The 21,920-nt window shown below is 61.1% G+C and carries 23 protein-coding genes; 15 read left to right on the plus strand and 8 right to left on the minus strand.

Annotation, left to right across the window (positions count from 1 at the left end; all coding sequences use genetic code 11):
- Positions 1–224 precede the first annotated feature (224 nt).
- The 8 genes from SULPSESMR1_RS04530 (at position 225) to SULPSESMR1_RS04565 (ending at position 6,042) form a co-directional block, all read left to right on the plus strand.
- On the plus strand, positions 225–2,234 hold the full coding sequence (locus SULPSESMR1_RS04530) for a TonB-dependent receptor domain-containing protein (protein ID WP_089419743.1): 2,010 nt from the start codon (positions 225–227) through the stop codon (positions 2,232–2,234).
- A gap of 21 nt (positions 2,235–2,255) precedes the next feature.
- A complete protein-coding gene (locus SULPSESMR1_RS04535) occupies positions 2,256–2,696 on the plus strand; it encodes a hypothetical protein (RefSeq protein ID WP_089419744.1) in 441 nt (146 codons plus the stop codon).
- A gap of 4 nt (positions 2,697–2,700) precedes the next feature.
- Positions 2,701–3,342: a MotA/TolQ/ExbB proton channel family protein gene (locus SULPSESMR1_RS04540; protein ID WP_089419745.1), complete on the plus strand. Its 642-nt coding sequence runs from the start codon at positions 2,701–2,703 to the stop codon at positions 3,340–3,342.
- Between the two features lie 28 nt (positions 3,343–3,370).
- The gene (locus SULPSESMR1_RS04545; RefSeq protein ID WP_240311262.1) at positions 3,371–3,718 is read left to right on the plus strand and encodes a biopolymer transporter ExbD; all 348 of its coding nucleotides are present in this window, start codon (positions 3,371–3,373) and stop codon (positions 3,716–3,718) included.
- Positions 3,715–4,095, plus strand: a complete 381-nt coding sequence (locus tag SULPSESMR1_RS04550; RefSeq protein WP_089419747.1) for an ExbD/TolR family protein — start codon at positions 3,715–3,717, stop codon at positions 4,093–4,095. The genes SULPSESMR1_RS04545 and SULPSESMR1_RS04550 overlap by 4 nt, the downstream gene beginning before the upstream one ends.
- Positions 4,092–5,018, plus strand: coding sequence for an energy transducer TonB family protein (locus SULPSESMR1_RS04555; protein ID WP_089419748.1), 927 nt, complete (start codon positions 4,092–4,094; stop codon positions 5,016–5,018). The genes SULPSESMR1_RS04550 and SULPSESMR1_RS04555 overlap by 4 nt, the downstream gene beginning before the upstream one ends.
- Before the next feature lie 416 nt (positions 5,019–5,434).
- Positions 5,435–5,566 (plus strand): hemin uptake protein HemP, encoded by a 132-nt coding sequence (gene hemP, locus SULPSESMR1_RS04560; protein ID WP_089422149.1) that lies wholly within the window; start codon positions 5,435–5,437, stop codon positions 5,564–5,566.
- The gene (locus SULPSESMR1_RS04565; protein ID WP_089419749.1) at positions 5,563–6,042 is read left to right on the plus strand and encodes a hypothetical protein; all 480 of its coding nucleotides are present in this window, start codon (positions 5,563–5,565) and stop codon (positions 6,040–6,042) included. The genes hemP and SULPSESMR1_RS04565 overlap by 4 nt, the downstream gene beginning before the upstream one ends.
- On the opposite strand, the gene SULPSESMR1_RS04570 is transcribed toward SULPSESMR1_RS04565, so the two are convergent.
- The 7 genes from SULPSESMR1_RS04570 to SULPSESMR1_RS04600 all read right to left on the minus strand — a co-directional run bounded on the left by SULPSESMR1_RS04570 (position 6,039) and on the right by SULPSESMR1_RS04600 (position 13,568).
- Positions 6,039–7,517 carry a mannitol dehydrogenase family protein gene (locus SULPSESMR1_RS04570; protein WP_089419750.1) on the minus strand — a complete coding sequence of 493 codons (1,479 nt, stop codon included), beginning with the start codon at positions 7,515–7,517 and terminating at the stop codon, positions 6,039–6,041. The two genes, SULPSESMR1_RS04565 and SULPSESMR1_RS04570, sit on opposite strands and share 4 nt — an antisense overlap.
- Entirely contained in the window at positions 7,505–8,278 is a 774-nt protein-coding gene (locus SULPSESMR1_RS04575) for an L-iditol 2-dehydrogenase (protein ID WP_089419751.1), read from the minus strand. The genes SULPSESMR1_RS04570 and SULPSESMR1_RS04575 overlap by 13 nt, the downstream gene beginning before the upstream one ends.
- Positions 8,275–9,279, minus strand: a complete 1,005-nt coding sequence (locus SULPSESMR1_RS04580; RefSeq protein WP_089419752.1) for an ABC transporter ATP-binding protein — start codon at positions 9,277–9,279, stop codon at positions 8,275–8,277. The genes SULPSESMR1_RS04575 and SULPSESMR1_RS04580 overlap by 4 nt, the downstream gene beginning before the upstream one ends.
- Positions 9,280–9,290: 11 nt before the next feature.
- Entirely contained in the window at positions 9,291–10,121 is an 831-nt protein-coding gene (locus SULPSESMR1_RS04585) for a carbohydrate ABC transporter permease (protein ID WP_089419753.1), read from the minus strand.
- A gap of 8 nt (positions 10,122–10,129) precedes the next feature.
- Positions 10,130–10,996 carry a carbohydrate ABC transporter permease gene (locus tag SULPSESMR1_RS04590; RefSeq protein ID WP_089419754.1) on the minus strand — a complete coding sequence of 289 codons (867 nt, stop codon included), beginning with the start codon at positions 10,994–10,996 and terminating at the stop codon, positions 10,130–10,132.
- Between the two features lie 111 nt (positions 10,997–11,107).
- Complete coding sequence (locus tag SULPSESMR1_RS04595) at positions 11,108–12,427, minus strand: ABC transporter substrate-binding protein (protein WP_089419755.1); 1,320 nt, start codon at positions 12,425–12,427, stop codon at positions 11,108–11,110.
- Positions 12,428–12,539: 112 nt separating this feature from the next.
- Complete coding sequence (locus tag SULPSESMR1_RS04600) at positions 12,540–13,568, minus strand: LacI family DNA-binding transcriptional regulator (protein WP_089419756.1); 1,029 nt, start codon at positions 13,566–13,568, stop codon at positions 12,540–12,542.
- A gap of 252 nt (positions 13,569–13,820) precedes the next feature.
- Here SULPSESMR1_RS04600 and SULPSESMR1_RS04605 point away from each other — a divergent pair, with 252 nt between their 5' ends.
- From SULPSESMR1_RS04605 to SULPSESMR1_RS04615, 3 genes are read left to right on the plus strand one after another with little or no spacing between them, the layout of a single operon-like run.
- A complete protein-coding gene (locus SULPSESMR1_RS04605; RefSeq protein ID WP_089419757.1) occupies positions 13,821–14,660 on the plus strand; it encodes a crotonase/enoyl-CoA hydratase family protein in 840 nt (279 codons plus the stop codon).
- 4 nt (positions 14,661–14,664) lie between these two features.
- Positions 14,665–15,816 carry an iron-containing alcohol dehydrogenase gene (locus tag SULPSESMR1_RS04610; protein WP_089419758.1) on the plus strand — a complete coding sequence of 384 codons (1,152 nt, stop codon included), beginning with the start codon at positions 14,665–14,667 and terminating at the stop codon, positions 15,814–15,816.
- Complete coding sequence (locus tag SULPSESMR1_RS04615) at positions 15,810–16,253, plus strand: acyl-CoA thioesterase (protein WP_089419759.1); 444 nt, start codon at positions 15,810–15,812, stop codon at positions 16,251–16,253. The genes SULPSESMR1_RS04610 and SULPSESMR1_RS04615 overlap by 7 nt, the downstream gene beginning before the upstream one ends.
- A 54-nt stretch (positions 16,254–16,307) precedes the next feature.
- Here the strand turns inward: SULPSESMR1_RS04615 and rsgA are convergent, their stop codons facing one another.
- A complete protein-coding gene (gene rsgA, locus SULPSESMR1_RS04620; RefSeq protein ID WP_089419760.1) occupies positions 16,308–17,384 on the minus strand; it encodes a ribosome small subunit-dependent GTPase A in 1,077 nt (358 codons plus the stop codon).
- A 269-nt stretch (positions 17,385–17,653) separates the two neighbouring features.
- Between rsgA and SULPSESMR1_RS04625 the strand changes: the two genes are divergently transcribed.
- The 4 genes from SULPSESMR1_RS04625 to SULPSESMR1_RS04640 are packed head-to-tail and all read left to right on the plus strand — an operon-like array spanning position 17,654 to position 21,903.
- Positions 17,654–19,942, plus strand: a complete 2,289-nt coding sequence (locus SULPSESMR1_RS04625; protein WP_089419761.1) for a bifunctional salicylyl-CoA 5-hydroxylase/oxidoreductase — start codon at positions 17,654–17,656, stop codon at positions 19,940–19,942.
- Positions 19,939–20,658, plus strand: a complete 720-nt coding sequence (locus SULPSESMR1_RS04630; protein WP_089419762.1) for an SDR family NAD(P)-dependent oxidoreductase — start codon at positions 19,939–19,941, stop codon at positions 20,656–20,658. Before SULPSESMR1_RS04625 ends, SULPSESMR1_RS04630 begins: the two co-directional genes overlap by 4 nt.
- Entirely contained in the window at positions 20,655–21,113 is a 459-nt protein-coding gene (locus SULPSESMR1_RS04635; RefSeq protein WP_089419763.1) for a MarR family winged helix-turn-helix transcriptional regulator, read from the plus strand. The genes SULPSESMR1_RS04630 and SULPSESMR1_RS04635 overlap by 4 nt, the downstream gene beginning before the upstream one ends.
- Complete coding sequence (locus tag SULPSESMR1_RS04640) at positions 21,103–21,903, plus strand: enoyl-CoA hydratase family protein (RefSeq protein ID WP_089419764.1); 801 nt, start codon at positions 21,103–21,105, stop codon at positions 21,901–21,903. Before SULPSESMR1_RS04635 ends, SULPSESMR1_RS04640 begins: the two co-directional genes overlap by 11 nt.
- Positions 21,904–21,920 lie beyond the last annotated feature (17 nt).

Below are 21,920 nucleotides of genomic sequence, written 5' to 3' on the forward strand. Positions count from 1 at the left end.
TGGTCAATTTGTATGGGATGAACTGGCTGCGGCCCGACGCACGGGGGACGTGGCTGGACAGGGTATGAAAACCTCCGCCTTTAATTCTTGACAGTTTTAGTCTGGTTAACTAGGGGACTGCAAGAGACAAGTTTGAACTTGCCGAAAAGTCAAAAATCAAGCGCCAAGCCAGCACTTTCGCAAGCCTAAGGCCACCGCCATGTATTGCGAAGGGACTCTCTGTCATGTCATTCCGAACCACCAAGGCAAAGCTTTCTGCCTCTACCGCCGCGCTGATCGCGATCAGCGCCGCCTCGGGCGCATTTGCCCAGGACGCCGCCGATGCTGACGGCTATCTCGGCACCATTGTTCTGGGCGAGGGTAAGCGCACGGTGCAAACTGACACCGCCGTGCCCGTCACCATCGTCGATCAGGCCGAGATCGAAGACCGTCAGGCCGGCACTATCGCCGAATTGATCGACACGGTGCCCGGTGTGACGCTGGTGAACGGCACCACGGCGGCCGGTTCGGGCATCAACATTCGTGGCTATGGTGCCAACAGCACTTATGGCACCGATGGCAAGGTTCTGGTGCAGATCGACGGTGCCACCAAGGGCAGCGAAGAACTCTATCGCATTGGTTCGCAGCTTTATACGGATCCGTTTTTGTACCGCGAGATCGAAGTGCTGCGCGGCACAATCGGGTCGTTCGAATACGGCTCGGGTGTGTTTGGCGGTGTGGTGCGGCTGGAAACCATCGACGCCAGCGATCTGACAGGAGGCGAGCTTGGCTTTGTCGGGCGGCAGACGCTGGAGTTTTCGACCAATGGCAACGGGCTGGCGTCTTCGACTACGCTGGCTTGGCAGCCTGATGAGCAGTTCGAGGTGCTGTTCAACTATAGCCGCCGTCAGTTGGGCGTGCGCACCGATGGGGATGGCAACCAGATCAACCCCAACGCGGGCGACATTGACGATCCTTCGGGGCTGCTCAAGGCGCGCTATACCTTTGGCGCGGGCAACGACCAGTTTGTCGAGTTCAGCTATACCAAGACCCAGCAGGAACAGTTCGACGTGCCCTATGACCAGTTCGGCACAGCCGCTTTCGGCAACGTCGACCGCTATATCGAAAACGAAGTCGCCACCCTGCGCTACAACTACAACCCTGGTGACGTTTCTTGGCTGAATGTCACCGCCGAGATTCTGTATTCGGACGAGTTGGTTGAAAGCGAAGCCATCGTTGGCCCCAACCCCCTGCTGGACGCGGACAACCGCTATCGCACCACGACGCTGCGTGTGAAGAATGAGGCGCTGTTCAGCACCGGCGCTGTCGCGCACCAGCTGCGCACGGGTATCGAATACATCCAGCGTGAGCGTACCGATGCCACCGCAGGCTCGGCCCCCGGCGGGACCAAAGAGGCGCTGGCGTTCTATGCTGTGGATGAAATGCGGATCGGGGACCGTTGGACGATCACGCCCGCGCTGCGTTATGAAAACCAGACCATCACCCAGGATCCGATCAACGGCAACGCGACCTATGATAAGGACGCGCTGATGGGCGGCGTGTCGGCACGCTATGCGTTTGGCAACGGCTGGGCTGTGTTCGGTTCGGCCGCCTACACCGAGAACCTGCCGATCATCGACGACATCGACGACTCTGTGTACATCGGCCAGTCGGAAAAGGGGCGCAGCTATGAAATCGGCGTGGCTTATGACGGGGTCGATGTGTTCCGTAGCGGCGACAGCCTTGCCTTTAAGATCAACTATTACAATGACCATCTGACCGATCTCACCACCTATGTGGGCCGTCCAGAGACAGAAACCGTCACCGCAGTAGACCGCGAGGGCATCGAGCTTGAGGCCGCATATGCGATGGAAAATGGCTATTACATTGACGCCAACGCGCATATCTCCAATGGCACAGCCTACAAAAAGAACTCGGTGTTTGCGCCTCGGGGCGACTGGATACAAAACCCGCAGGATAATCTGCGCCTGACGGTGGGGCGCAAGTTCGGTGAAGAACTGGACCTGAGCTGGGAGACGGAACTGGCCAAACGCTATGACGAAGGCGGCTTCGTGTCGCCCGGTTTTGGCGTGCACAACCTGCGCGCAACCTATGTGCCGCAAAGCGGAATGCTGGAAGGAACGAACATGCGCTTTGGCGTCGAGAACCTGTTCGACAAGGCCTATCAGCCGCGACTTTCCACACGAAACGCAACTGGGCGGACGTTCAAAGTCACCCTGTCCAAAACGTTCTAAGACAATAGCAAAGGAAACCCCATGCAGCCATATCGCCACATAGGCGCCTGTCTTGCCACAGCCGCCGCCGTGCTGTTTGGCACGGCGGCCCAAGCTCAAGAAGCCACGCCCCCCGCCGGTGTCGCACTGGAACTGAACGCAGCGGATCTGGTGGGCGAGGCCTGCCGGATCACGTTTGTTGCCACCAACACCGGCACTGCGCCGATTGACCGCGCGGTCTATGAGACAGTGTTGTTCGGCGCGGATGGCGGTGTGATGATGCTGACGCTGTTCGATTTTGGTAGCCTGCCTGCGGGCGTGCCGCGCGTGCGGCAGTTCCAGATTGCCGACACAGCCTGCGGGCGCATCGGATCGCTGCTGATCAACGGGGCTGGCACATGCACCGTTGAGGGGGCAGACTCGGACGTCTGCGCCAAGGGGCTGGCCACATCCAGCCGCCTGAACATCGGATTGCAAGGATAGCATTATGTTTGATCTGTCACGGCTTCAGGGCCTTTATGAATTGGGCGGCCCCGTAGTTGCTGTTCTGGTGGGTGTCTCGGTTCTGACACTGGCTGTGGTTCTCTATAAACTCTGGCAGTTCCGTGCCGCTCGGGTGGGGCAACACGCTGCGATCCGCCGCGCGCTGGCGCATTGGGATGCCGGTGCGCGCGACGCCGCTGTGCAGGATCTGGACAGTTCGCGCAGCTATCTGGCACCGGTGATTGCCCGCGCCATTTCGGCCCCTGCAAGCCCCGACCGCGCCGCACGGCTGATGGCCGAGTCCGAGGCGCGGTTTCTGGCGCTCGAGCGCGGCTTTCGACTGCTGGACAGTGTCGCGCAACTGGCCCCGCTTATGGGTCTGTTCGGCACCGTTCTGGGCATGATCGAAGCCTTTCAGGCGCTGCAAAACGCTGGTTCCTCTGTGGACCCGTCGTTGCTGGCGGGCGGCATCTGGGTGGCGCTTCTGACGACAGCTGTCGGGTTGGCCGTGGCCATGCCCACCTCTATCGTGTTGTCGTGGTTCGAGGCGCGGATGACCGCCGAACGGGTCTTTGCCGAACAGGCGCTGACCACCATTCTGGCGCCAGCAAAAGGTTCGTTGGAACAGGTGCGCGATGCCGCTTAGAGCCACACGACAGCGGCGGAAGTTGTCGATGACGTCGCTGATCGACGTCATCTTTTTGCTGCTGTTGTTTTTTATGCTGTCCTCGACTTTTTCCAAATTCGCCGAGGTCGAAGTGCAGGCCGCATCCGGCGGGGCGTCGGCCTCTGGCGATCAGACAATGGCGTTTTTGCGCGCAACCCCCGATGGGCTGACACTGAACGGTGCAGCATTGGGCGTCGACGAACTGGCCCCGCGATTGCGGGATTTGCAAACGGGCAAGCCGTTGGTTTTGCTGGTGAACCTGATGTCGGATGTGGACGCGCAAACGATGACGGACATCCTGGTTGCGGTGCGCGGTGTCCCCGATCTGGCGGTCAGTGTAATGGGGGCGTCATGAGAGTGCGGCGTAAGAAATCCGAACGTGAACCGACGATTGCATTGATCAACATCGTGTTTCTGATGCTGGTGTTTTTCATGGTGGCGGGGACATTAGCAGCTCCCCTCGATCCCGAGCTTAAGCTGGTGGAGACCGCCAATCTTCAGGGCGAGGCACCTGCCGATGCGCTGGTGATCGGGGCAGATGGTACGCTGACGCATCGTGGTCAGCCGGTGGATGTCGCTGGCTTTTTTGCCGCAGTTCCGGCAGCCGCCGACACCGCGCGGATGATCCCCGACCGCGCCGCTTCGGCACATGTCGTTATCGAAACCGCGCGCGCCTTGCGTGCCGCAGGGGCCGCGCGTGTCGTCATCGTGACAGAAAAGGCGCTGCAATGATTCGTCGGTCTTGGAAAATCGCCCTGTTGTTTCTGGGCTGTTCAGTTGCCGCACACGCTGCGATCTTCAGCCTTACGGGCAAGGAAGAGATGGCGCAGGTCGAAGGTGGCGCACAGGCAACGGTGGCCGAACTGGGCAACAGCTTTGCCGATATGGCAGCGGGGGTGATGACACCCGAAGCAGTCGAGACGGTGCAAGAGGTGGCCGAGCCGGTCACGCAACAGGCCGACCCTGCGGAGCAACCGCCCGAACCTGCCACGCAACCGCCCGAGCCGCCGGTGCAACAGGCGCTTGCCGCGCCGGTCGAGGCCACGCCAGCGCCCGCGCAGCCGGATCTTGCGGTTCCCCTTGCGTCCGAACCCACATCGCCACTGCAAGCCACCGAAGCGCCGCAGACGGCGCCGCCCGTGACGCCGCAGGTTCAGCAACCCTTGCCTGACGAGGCCGCAACCCAAGTTTCGCGCCGCCCAGCGTTGCGCCCCAAATCGGTCGAGGCGATGGCACCCAAGCCGAAACCCGCAGCAAAGCCGGCACCAAGAAAACCACCGCCCAAAGGCAATGCAAAGACCGCCGCCAAAGCGGGTACGACGGACGGCCAAGCCAACGCCGAAGCCAAAGCGGCTGCCAATCGCAGGGCGTCCGAAGCCGCCAAAGCGGCAAATGCCGCCGCCAGCAACTATCCCGGTCAGGTGATGGCGCGTATTGCCCGTCTCAGACGTCCCCGCACCAGCAGCCGCGGGTCGGCGACCATTGCCTTTACCGTTGCGGGCAATGGCGGGCTGACGGGGGCCCGTGTGTCGGCCAGTTCCGGTTCGGCCCAGCTGGATCAGGCGGCCCTGGATCTGGTGCGCCGCGCCGGTCCATTTCCGCCACCACCGCAAGGCGCGCAGCGCAGCTTTTCGATCCGCATCAAGGGGCGCTAGGCACGCGGGCTTGCCGCTACGGTCAAAAGGGCGCGTTGCCTGCGGGCGAGACCGTTAGCCATATGGCAAAGGCGGCTTACCCCGACGCGCGTCTGAACACCCTCCACGCTCTGATTTGTCAAATACCGGCATTCTGGCGCCCGCTTGCTGTGGGGCGGTGCCCTATGCGCTGATACCTGCCTGTAGCAAAGCCAAAACAAACCTGTCGCCTTAATTTCTGTATTTGACAAATCCGATTAAATCACTCAGGTATTGTGATAGAGGTCCAGCCACCCCGAGTCTCGCATCGGGCCAGCCCGACGGTTGAAAGACAAAGGGACAGAGCCATGCGCATGGAAAACAGAATCGACAGAATGTACGACACCGCCGATCACCGCTCTGGCAAGCGGACGCTGACCACCACAACCAAGCCCGAGATGAACGACACCGCACCCACGCACGATGCGCGCACGTTGACTGACGGGGCAGATCAGGCACGCATCGTGCTGGATGGTCAGGTTTACACTCTGCGCATCACCCGCGCGGGTAAATTGATTTTGACAAAATGAGCGGGCGTGCAAACGGACGCGGGGGCGCTGCCGTCGGCCTTTTGATCGAACTGGACGGGGTTGAAGCCGCGAGCGTCATATATTTGCGCCTGTGGAGCGATGGACCGGACGGGCAGGCGATGTTGTGGAGCGATCTCAGCCGGACATTGGGCCGGGATCGGGGCAGGCGGACGCTTCAGGCCTTTGAGCAGCTGTGCAATCTGTGCGCTCGCCATGGTCGCCGCCCGCTGATGCGCCATGCGGTCGAATGCAAATGTCTGGGCGCGGACGAAGCGTGTTTTGCCAATTTCATCGCCTGTGCCGCCACCGGCGCGCAAGAGGATGCGATGCTGATTGCCACCCTGCTTGTACGCGCTGATATTGCGCCGCAGATTACGTCGCTGGCGACGGATTTCGGGCTGGGGCTGCGCTGCATGCACCCCGCAGCGCCTCGCGATCTGGAGATGTCCAGACCGGAGGCTGCGACCCTGCATTAACCTTTGACATAGGCGGTCAACGCCGCCACGGCCCCGTCCTGCCAGACCATTCCCAGCCAGCGCCCAAAGGGCTGCGCAAAGGCAGGCGTGTCGGCAAGATCACCGTAAAACTGGCGCTGCGCCAACCACGCGGCGGGGTCGTCTCGTGCGGCCTTGGCAGCGGTTTGCAGGGCGGTCCAATGCGGATCGTTGGGCGCAATTTCGGTGCCATCTTCGCGGGTGCCCTCGCACATGCGCGCCCACAATGCTTCGGCCAGCGCCAGCCCTTCTACCGGCGTGCCAGTGGTCAACCCGTCTCGCAGGACCGGAAGCAAAAATCCGGTGTGTCGCGACGATCCGTCAAAGGCGACGCGGCGGGTGGTGTCGACAATCGCGGTGTTGGCAAAACGTTCGGAAATCAGCGCGGCGTAGTTGACAGGCGTCATGCCCGGAACAGCATGGACGTGCGGTGCAATCTCCTCATGCTCGACACGGGCAAAGAAACCCGCGATGGCAGGGTGTGCCATACAGTCCGAAATGGTCGGCACTGACAGGATTTCACCCGCATTTGCCAGCAGTTGGTGGCCCGCGTTCAACATGCGAATTTTCATCGCTTCATAGACGTGTACCTGATCCGAAAAGGTTGCTCCTGCGCGGTCCCAGTCGGGACGACCTGCGCAAAAATCATCTTCGATCACCCATTGGCGAAAGTTCTCGTGGGTCACGGGGGCCGCGTCGTCGATACCTTGGGCGCGGGCCAGTGCCAGTTCGGCAGGGCCGGTGGCGGGCACGATGCAATCGACCATCGTGTTGGGAAAGCTGGCATTTTCGTCGATCCAGTCGGCCAGCGCCGGATCACCAAGCCGCGCCAGCGACACCACGGTTTGCCGCAGGATCGCGCCATTGCCTTGCAGGTTGTCACAGCTTTGTCCCGTAAACGGACCGGTGCCCGCATCGCGGCGCAGGCGCAGGGCCGCGATCATCGCGCCAAAGGCGGTGCGGGGCGTGTCAGGATAGGCGGCGTCATGCTGCATGTCGGAATGGGCCGCATCAAAGCCCCCCGTGACCGGATCAATGTAATAACCGCCCTCGGTCACAGTCAGCGCAACGATACGGATCGCGGGATTGGCCATTTGGGCGATCAGTGCGGCGTTGTCATCCTCGATGGGCAGATAGCCGATCATTGGCCCCACGACTTCGGCAGAGACACCCGATGGGTCCAGTTCGATCAGCGTGGTCAGGCAATCCTGCGCCAGCAGCCTGTCGCGCTGGGGGGCGTCGGCCTTGCGCACGCTGGCACCGATGATGGCCCAGTCGTGGGCCAGCCCGTCCTGCATCAGACGGTGCAGATACCACGCCTGATGCGCACGGTGAAAGTTGCCCAGCCCGATGTGTACGATCCCCGGCGTCAAATTTGCACGGTCGTAGGTAGGGACCGAGACAACCCCCGGCAGATCGGCCAGTGTTGCATCACGCAACGGCGTCAGTTCATCCATTGGCCACCGTCAACGTTGTAGGTCTGCGCGAGGATGTAATCGGCGTCGGAACTGGCCAGAAACACGGCCATGCCTGTCAGATCGGCGGCGGTGCCCATGCGACCGTGCGGCACGGCGGCGCCCACTTCACGTTTTTTCTGGCCCGGTGCTTTGCCCTCGTATTTGGCAAAGAACGCATCGACCCCGTCCCAATGTTCGCCGTCCACCACGCCGGGGGCGATGGCGTTGACGTTGATACCGTGTTCGATCAGGTTCAATGCTGCCGATTGGGTCAGGCTGATGACCGCCGCTTTGGTGGCGCAGTAGACCGCCACCAGCGGTTCGCCGCGGCGTCCTGCCTGACTGGCCATGTTGATGATTTTGCCACCGCCGCCACGCGCGATCATGTGCTTCGCCACGGCTTGCAGCGTGAACAGGGTGCCTGCGACGTTGATGTCGAAAGTGCGGGCAAAATCGGCGCGGGTGATTTCGGTGACGGGGGCGGCGCTGAAGATGGCCGCGTTGTTGATCAGGATGTCGATCTGGCCCAGCGTTGCGGTGGTTTCGGCCACAGCACTGTCGATGCTGGCCTGATCGGTCACGTCCATATGCACAGCAATCGCCGCTGCGCCGATGTCGGCGGCGGCACGGCGCGCGCGGTCGATGTCGATGTCCGCAATCGCTACACGCGCGCCTTCGGCCACATAGGCCTGCGCAAAGGCAAGGCCGATGCCACGCGCTGCGCCCGTAATCAGGGCGCATTTTCCGTTTAGTCTGGTCATTGGATACGAAGGCCCTTGTCGTCAAAACGGTGGATTTGGTCCGCGCGCGGGGTCAGATGGATCGTATCCCCGTGGCGCAGGTTCACTTCGCCCGCCACGCGCACGGTTAGCATCTCGGCCAGTCCGGTGTCGTGGACGTGAAAGAATGTGTCCGAGCCAAGGTGTTCGGCCACGCCGACACGGCCCTGCCACAAGCCGTCCGCTTCGACCACGTCGATATGTTCGGGGCGCACGCCGATGGTCCGGGCGTCGTGTTTGGCGGCCTCTGGCCCGTCGATCAGGTTCATCTTGGGCGATCCGATAAAGCCCGCGACAAAGACATTGCGTGGCGTGCGGTACAGATCCAGCGGGCTGCCAACCTGTTCGATATGTCCGGCACGCAGCACCACGATCTTGTCGGCCATGGTCATCGCTTCGACCTGATCGTGTGTAACATAGATCATCGTGGTCTCAAGACGCTTGTGCAGTTCGGAGATTTCCAACCGCATGCCGACCCGCAGGGCGGCATCAAGGTTCGATAGCGGCTCGTCAAACAGGAAGGCCGCAGGTTCGCGCACGATGGCACGGCCAATGGCAACCCGCTGACGCTGGCCGCCCGACAACTGGCCGGGACGGCGGTCAAGGTAGTCGGTCAGGTTCAGCGCCGTGGCTGCCTGTTCAATGCGGCGGTCCTGTTCGGCCTTGTCGACGCCCGCCATGCGCATGGGAAATGCGATGTTCTTGCGCACCGACATATGCGGATAAAGCGCATAGGACTGGAACACCATCGCCAGCCCGCGTTTGGCCGGCGAGATCGCGGTGGCATCGTCCCCGTCGATCAGGATGGTGCCCGATGTGATATCCTCAAGCCCTGCGATCAGTCGCAGCAGCGTTGACTTGCCGCAGCCCGACGGGCCGACAAAGACGGTAAATTCGCCGTCCTCGATGGTCAGGTCCAGCGGCGGAATGACCTGCACGTCGCCGAATTTCTTGGTGACCTGTTGAAGCGTGATCTGTCCCATTGTTCTTTTCCTTATTTCACAGCGCCAAAGGTCAGGCCGCGCACCAGTTGTTTCTGGCTGAACCAGCCCAAAATCAGGATCGGTGCGATGGCCATTGTCGACGCGGCAGAGAGCTTGGCGTAAAATAGCCCCTCGGGGCTGGAGTAGCTGGCGATGAACGCGGTCAGCGGTGCGGCGTTGGCGGCGGTCAGGTTCAGCGTCCAAAACGCTTCGTTCCACGCCAGAATGATGTTCAGCAGCACGGTGGATGCGATGCCGGGGATGGCCATCGGCGTCAGTACATAGAGGATTTCCTCTTTCAGCGAGGCCCCGTCCATCCTTGCCGCTTCCAGAATTTCGCCGGGAATTTCGCGGAAATATGTGTACAGCATCCAGATGATGATCGGCAGGTTGATCAGCATCAATACAATCGTCAGGCCGACACGGCTGTCCAGCAGGCCCATCTTGATGAAAATCAGATAGATCGGGTACAAAACGCCCACCGCTGGCAGCATCTTGGTCGACAGCATCCACAACAGGATGTCCTTGGTGCGCGCCGATGGCACAAAGGCCATCGACCACGCCGCAGGCACCGCCACAAGGATGCCCAGAAAGGTCGAACCGCCCGCGATAATGACCGAGTTCCACAGGAACCGCATGTAATCCGAGCGTTCCTGCACCACGCGGTAGTTGTCCAGCGTCCAGTCAAAGAACAGGAACACCGGCGGATCGGCGATGGCCGTCGCTTCGGTTTTGAAGCTGGTCAGGATGGTCCACAGGATCGGAAAGAAGATCAGAAGACCCACCGCCCATGCGGCGACGGTGTTGATGAGCTTGCGTTGGTTGGTGACGTTGCGTGCCATGATCTACCTCATGCGTCCAGATTTTTGCCGACGATGCGCATCAGGAAGATGGCGATGATATTGGCGAGAATGACGGCAAAGATGCCACCCGCCGAGCCCAGGCCGACATTCTGGCTTTCCAGCACGCGCTGGTACACCAGATAGGTCAGGGTTCTGGTGCCGAACGACCCTTGGGTGGTTACGAATATCTCGGCAAAGATCGACAGCAGGAAAATGGTTTGGATCAGCACCACCACCGTGATTGCACGGCTGAGGTGGGGCAAAGTGATATAGCCAAAGCGCGACAGGGCCGGGGCGCCGTCCATTTCGGCGGCCTCAAGCTGTTCGCTGTCCAGCGACTGGATTGCGGTCAGCAGGATCAGCGTGGCAAAGGGCAGCCACTGCCAAGCCACGATGATGATCAGCGACGTCATCGACGCCTGACTGAGCCATTCGACAGGCGTGGCGCCAAAGAATTTCCAAAGGTGGGCGAACAACCCGTTCACGGGGTCCATGAACATATTCTTCCACACCAGCGCCGACACGGTCGGCATCACAAAAAACGGGGCAATGACCAGAATACGCACGATGCCCTGTCCCCACATCGGCTGATCCAGCAGGATCGCCAGCAGAATGCCAAAGACAACCGTAATGGCCAGCACACCGCCAACAATCACCAGCGTGGCCTGCACCGAGGGCCAAAAGGCCGAAGAGCTGAAAAAGCGCACATAGTTGTCAAAGCCGACCCAGCCCAGATCACCGCCGCGCAGGGGCAGGTATTTCTTGAACGAAAAATACAAGGTCATGCACAGTGGCACCAACATCCAGCCCAAAAGCAGGACCACGGCGGGGGCCATCATCAGACGTGCGGCGGATCGGGATGCTTTGGTGGCCATCGGGTTCTCCTTGCCAGTGTGTGCCATGAGGGAGTGGCAATACGGTCAGAGGGTGGGGGCGAAGGTTCGGGGGACGGTCCAGACCGTCCCCCGAGGTCTTGGAAGGGACGTTTAGTAGCCTGCGGCTTCCATTTCGTCCGTGGTCAGTGCCTGCGCTTTTTCCAGCGCTTCTTCGGCGGTTTGCTGACCCGCCAGAGCGGCCGAGAATTCCTGACCCACTTGTGTGGCGATGCCTGCAAATTCGGGAATCGCAACGAACTGGACACCTGTATAGGGCACGGGGTCCACGGCAGGATTTTTCGGGTCAGCCGAGTTGATCGAATTCAGCGTCATTTCGGCAAAAGGTGCGGCAGAGGTATAGGCTTCGTTCTCGTACAGCGAGGTGCGCGTGCCCGGAGGGACGTTTGCCCAGCCTTCGTTTTCGGCAACCAGTGCGGTGTATTCCTTGCTGGTGGCCCAAGCGACGAACTTTTTGGCCGCATCAACCGAATCCGATCCTGCGGGGATCGCCAGCGACCATGCCCAAAGCCAGTTGCCGCGTTTGCCCAAACCGTTGTCAGGTGCCAGCGCGAAACCGACCTGATCGGCCACGGTCGAATCTTGGGGGTTGGTCACAAAGGACGCCGCCACAGTGGCGTCGATCCACATGCCGCATTTGCCCTGTTGGAACAGCGACAGGTTTTCGTTGAACCCGTTGGTGGACGCACCCGGAGGGCCGTAGTTGTTCATCAACTCCAGATAATCGGTCAGCGTCGCGTTCCATGCGTCGGTGTCAAATTGGGGTTTCCACTCTTCATCGAACCAGCGCGCGCCGTAGGAGTTGGCCATAGCACTCAGGAACGCCATGTTCTCGCCCCAGCCGGCTTTGCCGCGCAGGCAGATGCCATAGACTTCGGCATCCTTGTCGGTCATCGCTTCGGCTGCGGCTTTGATGTCGTCCCATGTGGGCGCGTCGGGCATTTCCATGCCCGCGGCTTCCATCAGGTCTTTGCGGTACATCACCATCGAGCTTTCGCCATAGAAGGGTGCGGCGTACAATTCGCCGTCGACGGTCAGACCGCCGCGCATGGCGGGCAGAATGTCATCTGCGTCCCATTCGGCGGGCAGGTCGTTCAGGGACACCAGCCAGTCTTGCGCGCCCCAGATCGGAACCTCGTAGGTGCCGATGGTCATCACGTCGAACTGGCCCCCGTTGGCGGCGATGTCCTGGGTCACGCGCTGGCGCAGCACGTTTTCTTCCAGTGTGACCCATTCAAGAGCAATGTCGGGGTTTTTTGCAGTGAAATCTTCGGTCAGGCCTTGCATGCGGACCATGTCGCCGTTGTTCACTGTTGCAATGGTAAGGGTTGTGGTGTGGCTGTCGGCAAATGCGCCGCCTGCCGTGGCCAGCGCAAGCGCGCTCGCCGCACAAAATGCGGTTTTGATGGTCATCCGGTTTCCTCCCTGGTGTTTGGATGCTTGCCGCAGAGTGAAGCAAACAACTGCGCGCGGAGTCAATAAAAACTTTACGCGCGTAAACAAAATTGAGAGATGCCCAAGCGCATCACGCCGAGGCGCGCATGACCAGTTTCCCCTCAAAAAGGCTTTCAATTCGAGGCTCTGTGGTGCGTCCGCCCTCGATCAAATGGAACAATGCCTCGACGCTTCGCTCGGATATTTTTTCGTAATCCTGTGCGATGGTGGTCAGCGGCGGACAGCCGAATCGCGAGAACGGATGGTCGTCGTGGCCCGCCACCCGTAGGACGCAATCCTTGGTTCGGCCTACGCGCAGGCCGCGTTCATAGCAGGCGGCCAGAAAGCCGATAGCCAGACGGTCGTTGCTGCACAATACGGTGTCGGATGTCAGCAACCCGCGGTCGATCACATCCAGCCCGCCGCGATAACCGACCTGTTCAAAGCCCCAGCCCTCGCCGTCGACGCGGATCACTTGCGGCGCAAAGCCGTTTGCCTCCATTGCCTGAATATAGCCGTTGCGCCGTTTGTTGGCGTTCGGGTTCACCGGCGGCATTTCGAAAAAACACGGGGCATCGCCGGTGCGGCAAAGGTATTCCACGCTCAGCTTGACGAATTGCAGGTTGTCCGACCCGATAAAGGCATCGCCCACACCGTCGATGTTGCTGTCGAACAGAACCGTTGGCACGTCGTCGCAAAACTTTTCGATCGCGGCGCGGTCCGATGCGCGGCCAAGCGGGGCTAGCAACACGCCTGCCGGTTTCAACGAACGCAGGCTGTCCAGAATTTCCACTTCCAGGGCGCTGTCACCGTGAGCACTGAACAGGGTGGGCCAAAAACCGGCCTGCATGCACCGCTGTTCGATATTGCGCGCAATCTCGGCAAAGAACGGATCAGCCAGATAGGGCACCACGATCCCGATATTCTTGGTCAGGCGGCGGTTCTGGTTTACCGCGAAAATGTTGGGTCGATAATCGTATTGTTCCAGCGCCTTTTCGATGCGGGTGCGTGTCTTGGGGCGCACGCTGGCCGGATCGTTGAAATATTTCGACACCGTGGGGCGTGAAATGCCACTGACGCGGGCGAACTGCTCCATATTGCGGATTTTGCTGTTGTCCATGCACTGGGCTCCTGGGTCAGTGGTGCGGTTGCCCGAAATTATCGCGCGTAAAGCGGATTTCTTTACACGAAACTTAAACGCGCGCGGGGGCACAGGGCAAGGGCAGGTGGGGAAATCATCGCGCCTGTGGTCCGATTTTACCCTGATCGCGGCCAGATATCGCAGCGTCACGCAGCCTTGAGGGCCTTTGCCCGTCTGGACACTGCCGCCGCGATCAAGGCACCATGCGCCCGCTGGCAAGAGGAGCTTTGCATGACCGATCCGTTAACTTCGACCTTTTTCGCCGTCTCGGTGGCGGATGGCGTGGCCCATATCGAAATGGACAACGCGGCCAAGGCCAACAGCATGACGCCCGCCTTTTGGGACGACCTGCCACGCATTGCCGCTGCACTGGACACCGATCCGGGCGTACGCTGTGTGGTGATCTCGGGGCGGGGCAAACACTTTACCGCAGGGATGGATCTGGCGGCGTTTCAGGGCATCATGGAACTGACAGGACAGGAACCGGGGCGTGCGGCCTATGCAATGCGCAAGCTGGTGCTGAAACTACAAGCGTCTTTGAGTGCGCCGGAAGAGATGCGCGTCCCGGTGATTGCCGCAATCCACGGGGCATGCTTGGGCGGTGGTATTGATCTGATCACCGCTTGCGATGTGCGTCTGTGTACCGGCGATACGTCCTTTGGCATCGAAGAAATCAACATCGGGATGGCCGCAGACGTGGGCACGCTGCAACGTATGCCCAAGCTGATGGCCCCCGGTGTGGTGCGCGAACTGGCCTACACCGGACGGCGGTTCTCGGCGGACGAGGCCAAGGGCTGGGGCATCGTCAATGCCATCCACGCCGACCGTGATGCGGTGATTGCTGCCGCACTGGACATGGCGCAGCTGATTGCAGCGCGGTCGCCGTTGGCTGTGGCCGGTATCAAACAGGCGGTGACCTATGCTCGCGACCATTCGGTAACCGACGGGTTGGACCAGATCGCCACATGGAACGCAGGCATGTTGCGCCCCGATGATCTGACCCGCGCAATGGGCGCCAAGATGAAACAGCAGCAGGCTTTGTTCGATGACCTGCTGGCAGACGCAGGATAGACCAATGACACCATTCACATTCAACACCACCCCCAGCATCCGCATGGGCGATGGGCTGCTGGAGCAACTGGGCGACATGGCCCGCGCTACCTGTGGGGCAAGTGTTCTTTTGGTCACCGATCCGGGCATGATGGCCACTGGCATTGTCGATCGCGCACTGGCCTCGCTAAAGACGGCTGGCGTGACCGTGACCGTGTTTGCGGATGTCAAAGCCGACCCGCCCGAGGTGGTGATTTTGCAGGCCACCGAGGCAGCCAAGGGTATGAACGGTGTGATCGGGCTTGGCGGTGGATCGTCGATCGACGTGGCCAAGCTGGCCGCCCTTCTGGCCTGTTCGGGCGAGACGCTGGCCGATTGCTATGGTGTCGGCATGGCCAAGGGGCCGCGTCTGCCGTTGATTGCGGTGCCGACCACCTCGGGCACCGGATCGGAAGTCACCCCGATCAGCATCGTGACCACAGGCGCCTCTGAAAAGATGGGCGTCGTCAGCCCGCTGATCATCCCCGATGTGGCCCTGCTGGACCCCGAACTGACCCGCGACCTGCCTGCCCATGTGACAGCCGCCACCGGCATCGACGCGATGGTGCACGCCATTGAAAGCTATGCCAGTGCGTCCCCGAACAACAACCCCGTCAGTCGCGCGCTGGCGGTCGAGGCGCTGCGCCTGATGGGCGGGGCGCTGGAGCGCGCGGTGAAAGAGCCGCACGACATGGCCGCACGTGGCGACATGCTGCTGGGGTCGCTGCTGGCGGGGCAGGCTTTTGCCAACAGCCCGGTGGCGGCGGTGCACGCGCTGGCCTATCCCATCGGTGGCCATTTCAAGGTGCCGCACGGGCTGTCTAACGCGCTTGTGCTGCCGCATGTGCTGCGCTTCAACGCGGTGACGGCGCCCACGCTCTATGCCGAGCTGGCGGGCATTACCTTTCCCGATCTGGCGGGACTTGAGGGGCAGGCGGCGGCGACTGCCTTTGCCGATGCGCTGCAAGACCTGTCCACCCGCTGCGGTCTGCAAAAGGGCCTGCGTGACGTGGGTATCGGGCAGGATGACCTGCCGATGCTTGCCCGCGACGCGATGAATCAGACCCGCCTGCTGGTCAACAATCCGCGCCCGCTGGACGAGGCAGACGCCCAAGCCATCTACGAGGCCGCATGGTGAACCGCCCGAAACCAGGCACGCGGGCCGATTACACCGCGTTTTCTGTCATCACCACGCGCTGGCTGGACAATGACACCTATGGCCACATGAACAACGCCATGCACTATCAGCTGTTCGACACCGCCGTAAACGGCCACCTGATCGAACAGGGTGTGCTGGACCTGAAAACCAGCGAAACCGTGTTTCTGGTGGTTGAAACCGGATGCGTCTATCACGGCGAACTGGCCTTTCCCGATGTGATCCATGCAGGTATCCGTGTGGCGCGTCTGGGCGGGTCTTCGGTGCATTACGAGATCGGATTGTTCCGCAACGACGAAGACAGCCCCGCCGCCGAAGGGCGCTTTGTGCATGTGAACGTGGACCGCATCAACCGCAGGCCGGTGCCAATTGCCGAACACGCGCGGGCGGTGCTGGGGGCGTTGATGGCGACGAAGTGAGGGCGGTGTGCAGGGGGGGCCTGCGGCACCGGTCTGGTCTTTTAGCTCAATGCCTTACCATTTCTTTTTCTGCTGGGCGGATTTGGCTTTTTTGTGAAATGATCGGTCTTGCGCCTTGCGTTGGGCGAGCGTGGAGGTGTTGAACCGCTCTTCGGCGGCCAGCTTTCGCCACCGTGCAAGCCGTGGCGCGTCGATCACGCCATTTTCCAGCGCTTGCCTGACGGCACAGCCCGGTTCGGTCTCGTGGGCGCAGTCGTTGAAACGGCATTGGCTCGCCAATGTTACCAGATCATCAAAAACCTCGGCGATACCGTCCTCGACATCCGTCAATTGCAGTTCTCGCATCCCCGGCGTGTCCAGTACGGCACACCCGTGCGCGGTAAAGTGCAGCTGGCGATGGGTTGTGGTGTGGCGCCCCCTGTTGTCGTCTTCACGAACGGCGCCTGTGTCGGCCACTGCGTTTCGAAACAGGGCGTTGACCAGCGTCGATTTGCCCACGCCCGACGATCCCAAAAAGGCGACGGTCTGACCGGGTGTGCACCAGCTTGCAAGCCTTGCAATCGGCTCTTCGCTTTTGGCATTCAGCGCCTCGACCACGACGCGGTTGGAAATAGCGCGGGCCGCATCAAGGAATGGTGCGGTATCCTCGCTAAGGTCCGTCTTGGTCAGCAGAATCACAGGGGTCACCTGCGCCTCGAAGGCCAGTGCCACAAAGCGTTCCAGCCGCGCGACGTTGAAATCCCTGTTGCAGGACGTCACGATAAAAACCGTGTCGACGTTGGCCGCAATCATCTGCCGTTTGCGATCATGCCCTGCCGCGCGGCGCTCGAACAGGCTGATGCGGTCCAGCAGGGTGCTGTTTGCGGGGTTGGTCTGGTCCAGCAAGAACCAGTCGCCAACGGTCGCCTCTGGCCCCGGCGGGATTGTGGTGTCAATACCATCGCCCAGAACGCGCAGGCCCGAACGATGCACTTCGGTGACGCGCACGGGCGGCGTCGTGGCAAGGTCTTCGATGTTGGTTTGCTGGCTGAAAAATGGCTTCCACCCCAGCATCTCCAAAGGTGTCGGTGCGCGTTTGGTTGGGGTGGTCGATCCCGTAAGGGGCAGGAAGCCGGAATAGTCTCGTGTCATCGTGGTGAACTCTCGTGGTCTTGGACCGGATATGGCCCGCGCTGTGCATCCCCACTTTAACAGGTCATAAAGTCTCCATGAGCGTTGCAGATTGATAGGCCGGTGCGGGCATTTCAGCAAGTTTTTTCGGTTCTGCGGGCGATCGGATGCGGGTATCTTTTGTGCAATCGCGGCGGTTTGCAGAATATATTTCATACCTAAAATATATTTGCTTGAAATAAAATAGAATCACCCCTAGCCTCATCCTTGCTTGGTTCAGGGAGAAACTTATGCGCGCTATCTGCCTCGGGGGCGGTCCTGCCGGACTGTACTTTGCCATTTCGCTGAAACTGCGCGACCCGAACGCGCAGGTTACTGTGATCGAGCGGAACAAACCCGATGACACCTTTGGCTGGGGCGTGGTTCTGTCAGATGAAACGCTGGGCAATCTGGCCGCCAATGATCCGGTCAGCGCCGAAACCATCCGTCAGCATTTCGCCTATTGGGACGACATCGCCCTGCACCACAAAGGCCAGCGGATCGTCAGCACTGGCCACGGTTTCTGCGGTATCGGACGCAAGACGCTGCTCAGCCTGCTGCAGACGCGCGCCCGCGATCTGGGTGTCGATCTACAGTTCGAAACCGAAGTGGCCAGTGCCAGCGCCTATATGGATGATTACGACCTTGTGGTTGCCTGCGACGGGCTGAACTCAAAGACGCGGCTTGAATTTCAGGACACGTTCAAACCCGACATCGACGTGCGCCGTTGCCCCTTTGTCTGGCTGGGCACGCATCAGAAATTCGACGACGCCTTCACCTTCATCTTCGAGAAGACGGAACATGGCTGGGTCTGGGCGCACGCCTATCAATTCGACCCCGACACCGCGACGTTCATCGTGGAATGTTCGCAGGCGACTTATGACGCCTTCGGCTTTGACAGCATGAGCAAAGAGGAGAGTATCGCGACCTGCGAGCGGATATTTGCAGACCATCTGGACGGCCATGCGCTGATGTCCAACGCCAATCATGTGCGTGGTTCGGCCTGGATCAAATTCCCGCGTGTGCTGTGCGAGACATGGCACCATGAAAATGTCGTCCTGCTGGGCGACGCCTCGGCCACGGCGCATTTCTCGATCGGGTCGGGGACCAAGCTGGCGCTGGAATCCGCCGCGAAACTGGCCGAAGCGGTGGTGAACGAGCCGGACCTCGGCAAAGCATTCACCGACTATGAGGCCGCGCGGCGGCTGGAAGTGCTGCGCCTGCAATCGGCGGCCCGCAACTCATTGGAGTGGTTCGAGGATGTAGAGCGGTATCTGGACATGGACCCGGTGCAGTTGAATTACTCGATGCTGACAAGGTCACAACGTATCAGCCACGAAAACCTGCGTGAACGTGACCCGAAATGGCTGGCCGATGCCGAAGGCTGGTTTATGGAACAGGCGGGGGCTGCAAAGACCGCGCCCCGCGCGCCGATGTTCGCACCGCTGAAATTGCGCGACCTGATGCTGGCCAACCGGATCGTGGTTTCACCGATGGCGCAGTACAAGGCCGTGGATGGCTGCCCGACCGACTGGCACCTGATCCACTATGGCGAACGCGCCAAGGGCGGCGCGGGGCTGGTCTATACCGAAATGACATGCGTATCGGCACAGGGTCGGATCACACCGGGCTGTCCGGGGCTCTATGCGCCCGAACACGAGGCCGCGTGGAAGCGGCTGGTGGATTTTGTCCACACCGAAACCGGTGCCGCGATTTGCTGCCAGATTGGGCACGCGGGTCGCAAGGGGTCGACACAGGTGGGGTGGGAAACCATGGACGCGCCGCTGCCTTCGGGCAACTGGCCGCTGATTTCGGCCAGCGCGCTACCGTGGTCTGACGGCAATGCAACGCCCCGCGCAATGACGCGCGAAGATATGGACACTGTGACGGCGCAATTCGTTGCAGCGGCCCGAATGGCCGAACGCGCAGGCTTTGACATGATCGAACTGCACGCAGCGCACGGATATCTGATCTCGTCCTTTATCTCGCCGCTGTCGAACACCCGCGACGATGCTTATGGCGGGACGCTGGACAACCGCCTGCGCTATCCTTTGGAAGTCTTCACCGCGATGCGTGCGGTGTGGCCTGCACACAAACCGATGGCTGTGCGGATTTCGTCCACCGACTGGCACGACATGGGTGTGACGCCCGAGCAAGCCGTGGACATCGCCCGCGCCTTTACCGCAGCAGGCGCCGATATCATCGACGTCAGCGCAGGCCAGACCAGCACCGAAGGGCGCCCCGTCTATGGCCGCATGTTCCAGACACCGATGTCCGACCGTATTCGCAACGATGCAGGTGTAAAAACCATGGCGGTGGGCAATATCTTCGAGGCCGATCACGTCAATTCGATCCTGATGGCGGGCCGTGCCGATCTGGTCTGTCTTGCGCGGCCGCATCTGGCCGACCCCTATTGGACCCTGCGCGAAGCCGCGCGGATCGGTGACAGACAGGCCATTTGGCCACAACCCTATGGCCCGGGCCGCGACCAGCTTTGGCGGCTGGCGGACCGTGCGGCAGAGACAGAGGAACGCGTATGAGACAGGTTTTGATCACGGGTGGCGGGTCGGGCATCGGGCGCGGGATCGCGCGCGCTATGGCAGACGCGGGCGACGCGGTGACCATCGCGGGCCGCCGGATGGACGCATTGCAAGAGACGGATGGCGGGCGTGGCATGACCTGCCTGACCTGCGACGTGACCGACGAGGCATCGGTGGCGGCGCTGTTTTCCAAGCCTTACGATGTAGTGGTTGCCAACGCTGGTGCGGGTAAGTCGATGAAAATGCGCGACATGCCGCTGGATGTTTTCAAGGGCACTGTTGACGTGAACCTGACAGGCACTTTCCTGACCTTTCGCGCGGCCTTGCAGACCATGACACGCGGCGGGCGGTTGATCGCCATCGCGTCGACTGCAGGCTTGCAGGGCGGGCCGAATATCTCGGCCTATGTGGCGGCGAAACACGGGGTGATCGGGCTGGTGCGGGCGCTGGCCACCGAAGTTGCGCGCGACGGCATCACCTGCAACGCGGTCTGCCCCGGTTTCGTGGACACTCCGATGGGCGAAGCGGCTGTGCAAGGCGTCGCCGCACGGTTCAAAATCAGCGAAGAAGAGGCAACAGCGCGTATCACCTCGGGCAACCCGATGCGGCGCATGATCACTGTGGACGAAGTCGTGGCGGCAGTGACCTTCCTTGCCTCCGAAGGTGCGTCGATGGTCAATGGCCACACGCTGTCGGTTTCGGGCGGCGAGATATGACCACGGCCAAGGACCGCTTGCGCCTGTGGTTGCGTCTGCTGAAAGTCACGCGCGGCATCGAGGCGCGCCTGCGCGAAGCGCTGCGCCGTGAATTCAAAACCACGCTGCCCCGCTTTGACATGATGGCTGCCCTGTCACGTCACCCCGAGGGACTGAAAATGAGCGCGCTGTCCGGCGTGCTGCGCGTGTCCAACGGCAATGTCACCGGCATCGTGGATCGGCTGGAAGAAGAAGGGCTGGCTGTGCGCGTGCCAGTTCCGAGGGACCGCCGCGCAATGATGGTTCGGATGACCGAAGACGGGCTGGCCGAATTCGCCCGTCAGGCACAGGCCCACGAGGGTTGGATCGACGAAATGTTGGGCGATTTTACCGCCGACGAGGCCCGAAGCCTTGCCACGCGCCTGATGCGTCTGGCCGAAACCCAAGACAAAGAGGAGATGACCCATGCGCTCTGACGTAACCCATTTTGAATGCGAGATTGCTGATGGCATCGCCACCGTGCGGCTCAGCCGTCCCGACCGGAAGAACCCGCTGACCTTTGACAGCTACGCCGAATTGCGCGACTGGTTTCGCGATCTGCACTATGTCGACGACGTGCATGCGGTGGTGTTTGCGTCGAACGGTGGCAACTTCAGCTCTGGCGGGGATGTGCATGATATTATTGGCCCTTTAACCAAAATGAACATGAAGGAACTGCTGCGGTTCACGCGGATGACCGGCGATCTGGTCAAGGCAATCCTGGGCTGCGGCAAACCGGTGATCGCGGCCATCGACGGCATCTGCGTCGGTGCCGGTGCGATCATCGCGATGGCCTCCGACCTGCGGATCGGTACGCCCGAAGCCAAGACCGCCTTTCTGTTCACGCGCGTTGGGCTGGCGGGCTGCGACATGGGCGCTTGCGCGATGTTGCCCCGCATCATCGGTCAGGGCCGCGCGGCGGAACTGCTTTATACCGGTCGGTCGATGAGCGCGGAAGAGGGTGAAAAGTGGGGATTTTTCAACCGTCTTGTCGCTGCTGACACGCTGGAGACGTCGGCACGCGAACTGGCGGTGCAAATCGCGGCGGGGCCGAATTTTGCCCATATGATGACCAAAACCATGTTGGCGCAGGAATGGTCGATGTCGCTGGATCAGGCGATCGAGGCCGAAGCGCAGGCGCAGGCGATTTGTATGCAGACGGCTGATTTCGAGCGCGCCTACCGCGCCTTTGTCGCCAAAGACCGCCCCGTTTTCGAAGGAGATTGAGCATGGGAGCCACCAGC

The sequence above is a fragment of the Pseudosulfitobacter pseudonitzschiae genome (assembly GCF_002222635.1).
Taxonomy (GTDB): Bacteria; Pseudomonadota; Alphaproteobacteria; order Rhodobacterales; family Rhodobacteraceae; genus Pseudosulfitobacter; species Pseudosulfitobacter pseudonitzschiae_A.

Bases quoted from the DNA above. Each gene is read 5' to 3' on its own strand.
- SULPSESMR1_RS04610 (WP_089419758.1), top strand. From the start codon at position 14,665: ATGACACCATTCACATTCAACACCACCCCCAGCATCCGCATGGGCGAT.
- SULPSESMR1_RS04635 (WP_089419763.1), top strand. From the start codon at position 20,655: ATGACCACGGCCAAGGACCGCTTGCGCCTGTGGTTGCGTCTGCTGAAA.
- SULPSESMR1_RS04600 (WP_089419756.1), bottom strand. From the start codon at position 13,568: ATGGACAACAGCAAAATCCGCAATATGGAGCAGTTCGCCCGCGTCAGT.
- SULPSESMR1_RS04590 (WP_089419754.1), bottom strand. From the start codon at position 10,996: ATGGCCACCAAAGCATCCCGATCCGCCGCACGTCTGATGATGGCCCCC.
- SULPSESMR1_RS04640 (WP_089419764.1), top strand. From the start codon at position 21,103: ATGCGCTCTGACGTAACCCATTTTGAATGCGAGATTGCTGATGGCATC.
- SULPSESMR1_RS04595 (WP_089419755.1), bottom strand. From the start codon at position 12,427: ATGACCATCAAAACCGCATTTTGTGCGGCGAGCGCGCTTGCGCTGGCC.
- SULPSESMR1_RS04625 (WP_089419761.1), top strand. From the start codon at position 17,654: ATGCGCGCTATCTGCCTCGGGGGCGGTCCTGCCGGACTGTACTTTGCC.
- SULPSESMR1_RS04545 (WP_240311262.1), top strand. From the start codon at position 3,371: ATGACGTCGCTGATCGACGTCATCTTTTTGCTGCTGTTGTTTTTTATG.
- SULPSESMR1_RS04530 (WP_089419743.1), top strand. From the start codon at position 225: ATGTCATTCCGAACCACCAAGGCAAAGCTTTCTGCCTCTACCGCCGCG.
- SULPSESMR1_RS04570 (WP_089419750.1), bottom strand. From the start codon at position 7,517: ATGGATGAACTGACGCCGTTGCGTGATGCAACACTGGCCGATCTGCCG.
- SULPSESMR1_RS04550 (WP_089419747.1), top strand. From the start codon at position 3,715: ATGAGAGTGCGGCGTAAGAAATCCGAACGTGAACCGACGATTGCATTG.
- SULPSESMR1_RS04555 (WP_089419748.1), top strand. From the start codon at position 4,092: ATGATTCGTCGGTCTTGGAAAATCGCCCTGTTGTTTCTGGGCTGTTCA.
- SULPSESMR1_RS04585 (WP_089419753.1), bottom strand. From the start codon at position 10,121: ATGGCACGCAACGTCACCAACCAACGCAAGCTCATCAACACCGTCGCC.
- SULPSESMR1_RS04580 (WP_089419752.1), bottom strand. From the start codon at position 9,279: ATGGGACAGATCACGCTTCAACAGGTCACCAAGAAATTCGGCGACGTG.
- SULPSESMR1_RS04575 (WP_089419751.1), bottom strand. From the start codon at position 8,278: ATGACCAGACTAAACGGAAAATGCGCCCTGATTACGGGCGCAGCGCGT.
- SULPSESMR1_RS04630 (WP_089419762.1), top strand. From the start codon at position 19,939: ATGAGACAGGTTTTGATCACGGGTGGCGGGTCGGGCATCGGGCGCGGG.
- SULPSESMR1_RS04605 (WP_089419757.1), top strand. From the start codon at position 13,821: ATGACCGATCCGTTAACTTCGACCTTTTTCGCCGTCTCGGTGGCGGAT.
- SULPSESMR1_RS04615 (WP_089419759.1), top strand. From the start codon at position 15,810: ATGGTGAACCGCCCGAAACCAGGCACGCGGGCCGATTACACCGCGTTT.
- SULPSESMR1_RS04565 (WP_089419749.1), top strand. From the start codon at position 5,563: ATGAGCGGGCGTGCAAACGGACGCGGGGGCGCTGCCGTCGGCCTTTTG.
- rsgA (WP_089419760.1), bottom strand. From the start codon at position 17,384: ATGACACGAGACTATTCCGGCTTCCTGCCCCTTACGGGATCGACCACC.
- SULPSESMR1_RS04540 (WP_089419745.1), top strand. From the start codon at position 2,701: ATGTTTGATCTGTCACGGCTTCAGGGCCTTTATGAATTGGGCGGCCCC.
- hemP (WP_089422149.1), top strand. From the start codon at position 5,435: ATGAACGACACCGCACCCACGCACGATGCGCGCACGTTGACTGACGGG.
- SULPSESMR1_RS04535 (WP_089419744.1), top strand. From the start codon at position 2,256: ATGCAGCCATATCGCCACATAGGCGCCTGTCTTGCCACAGCCGCCGCC.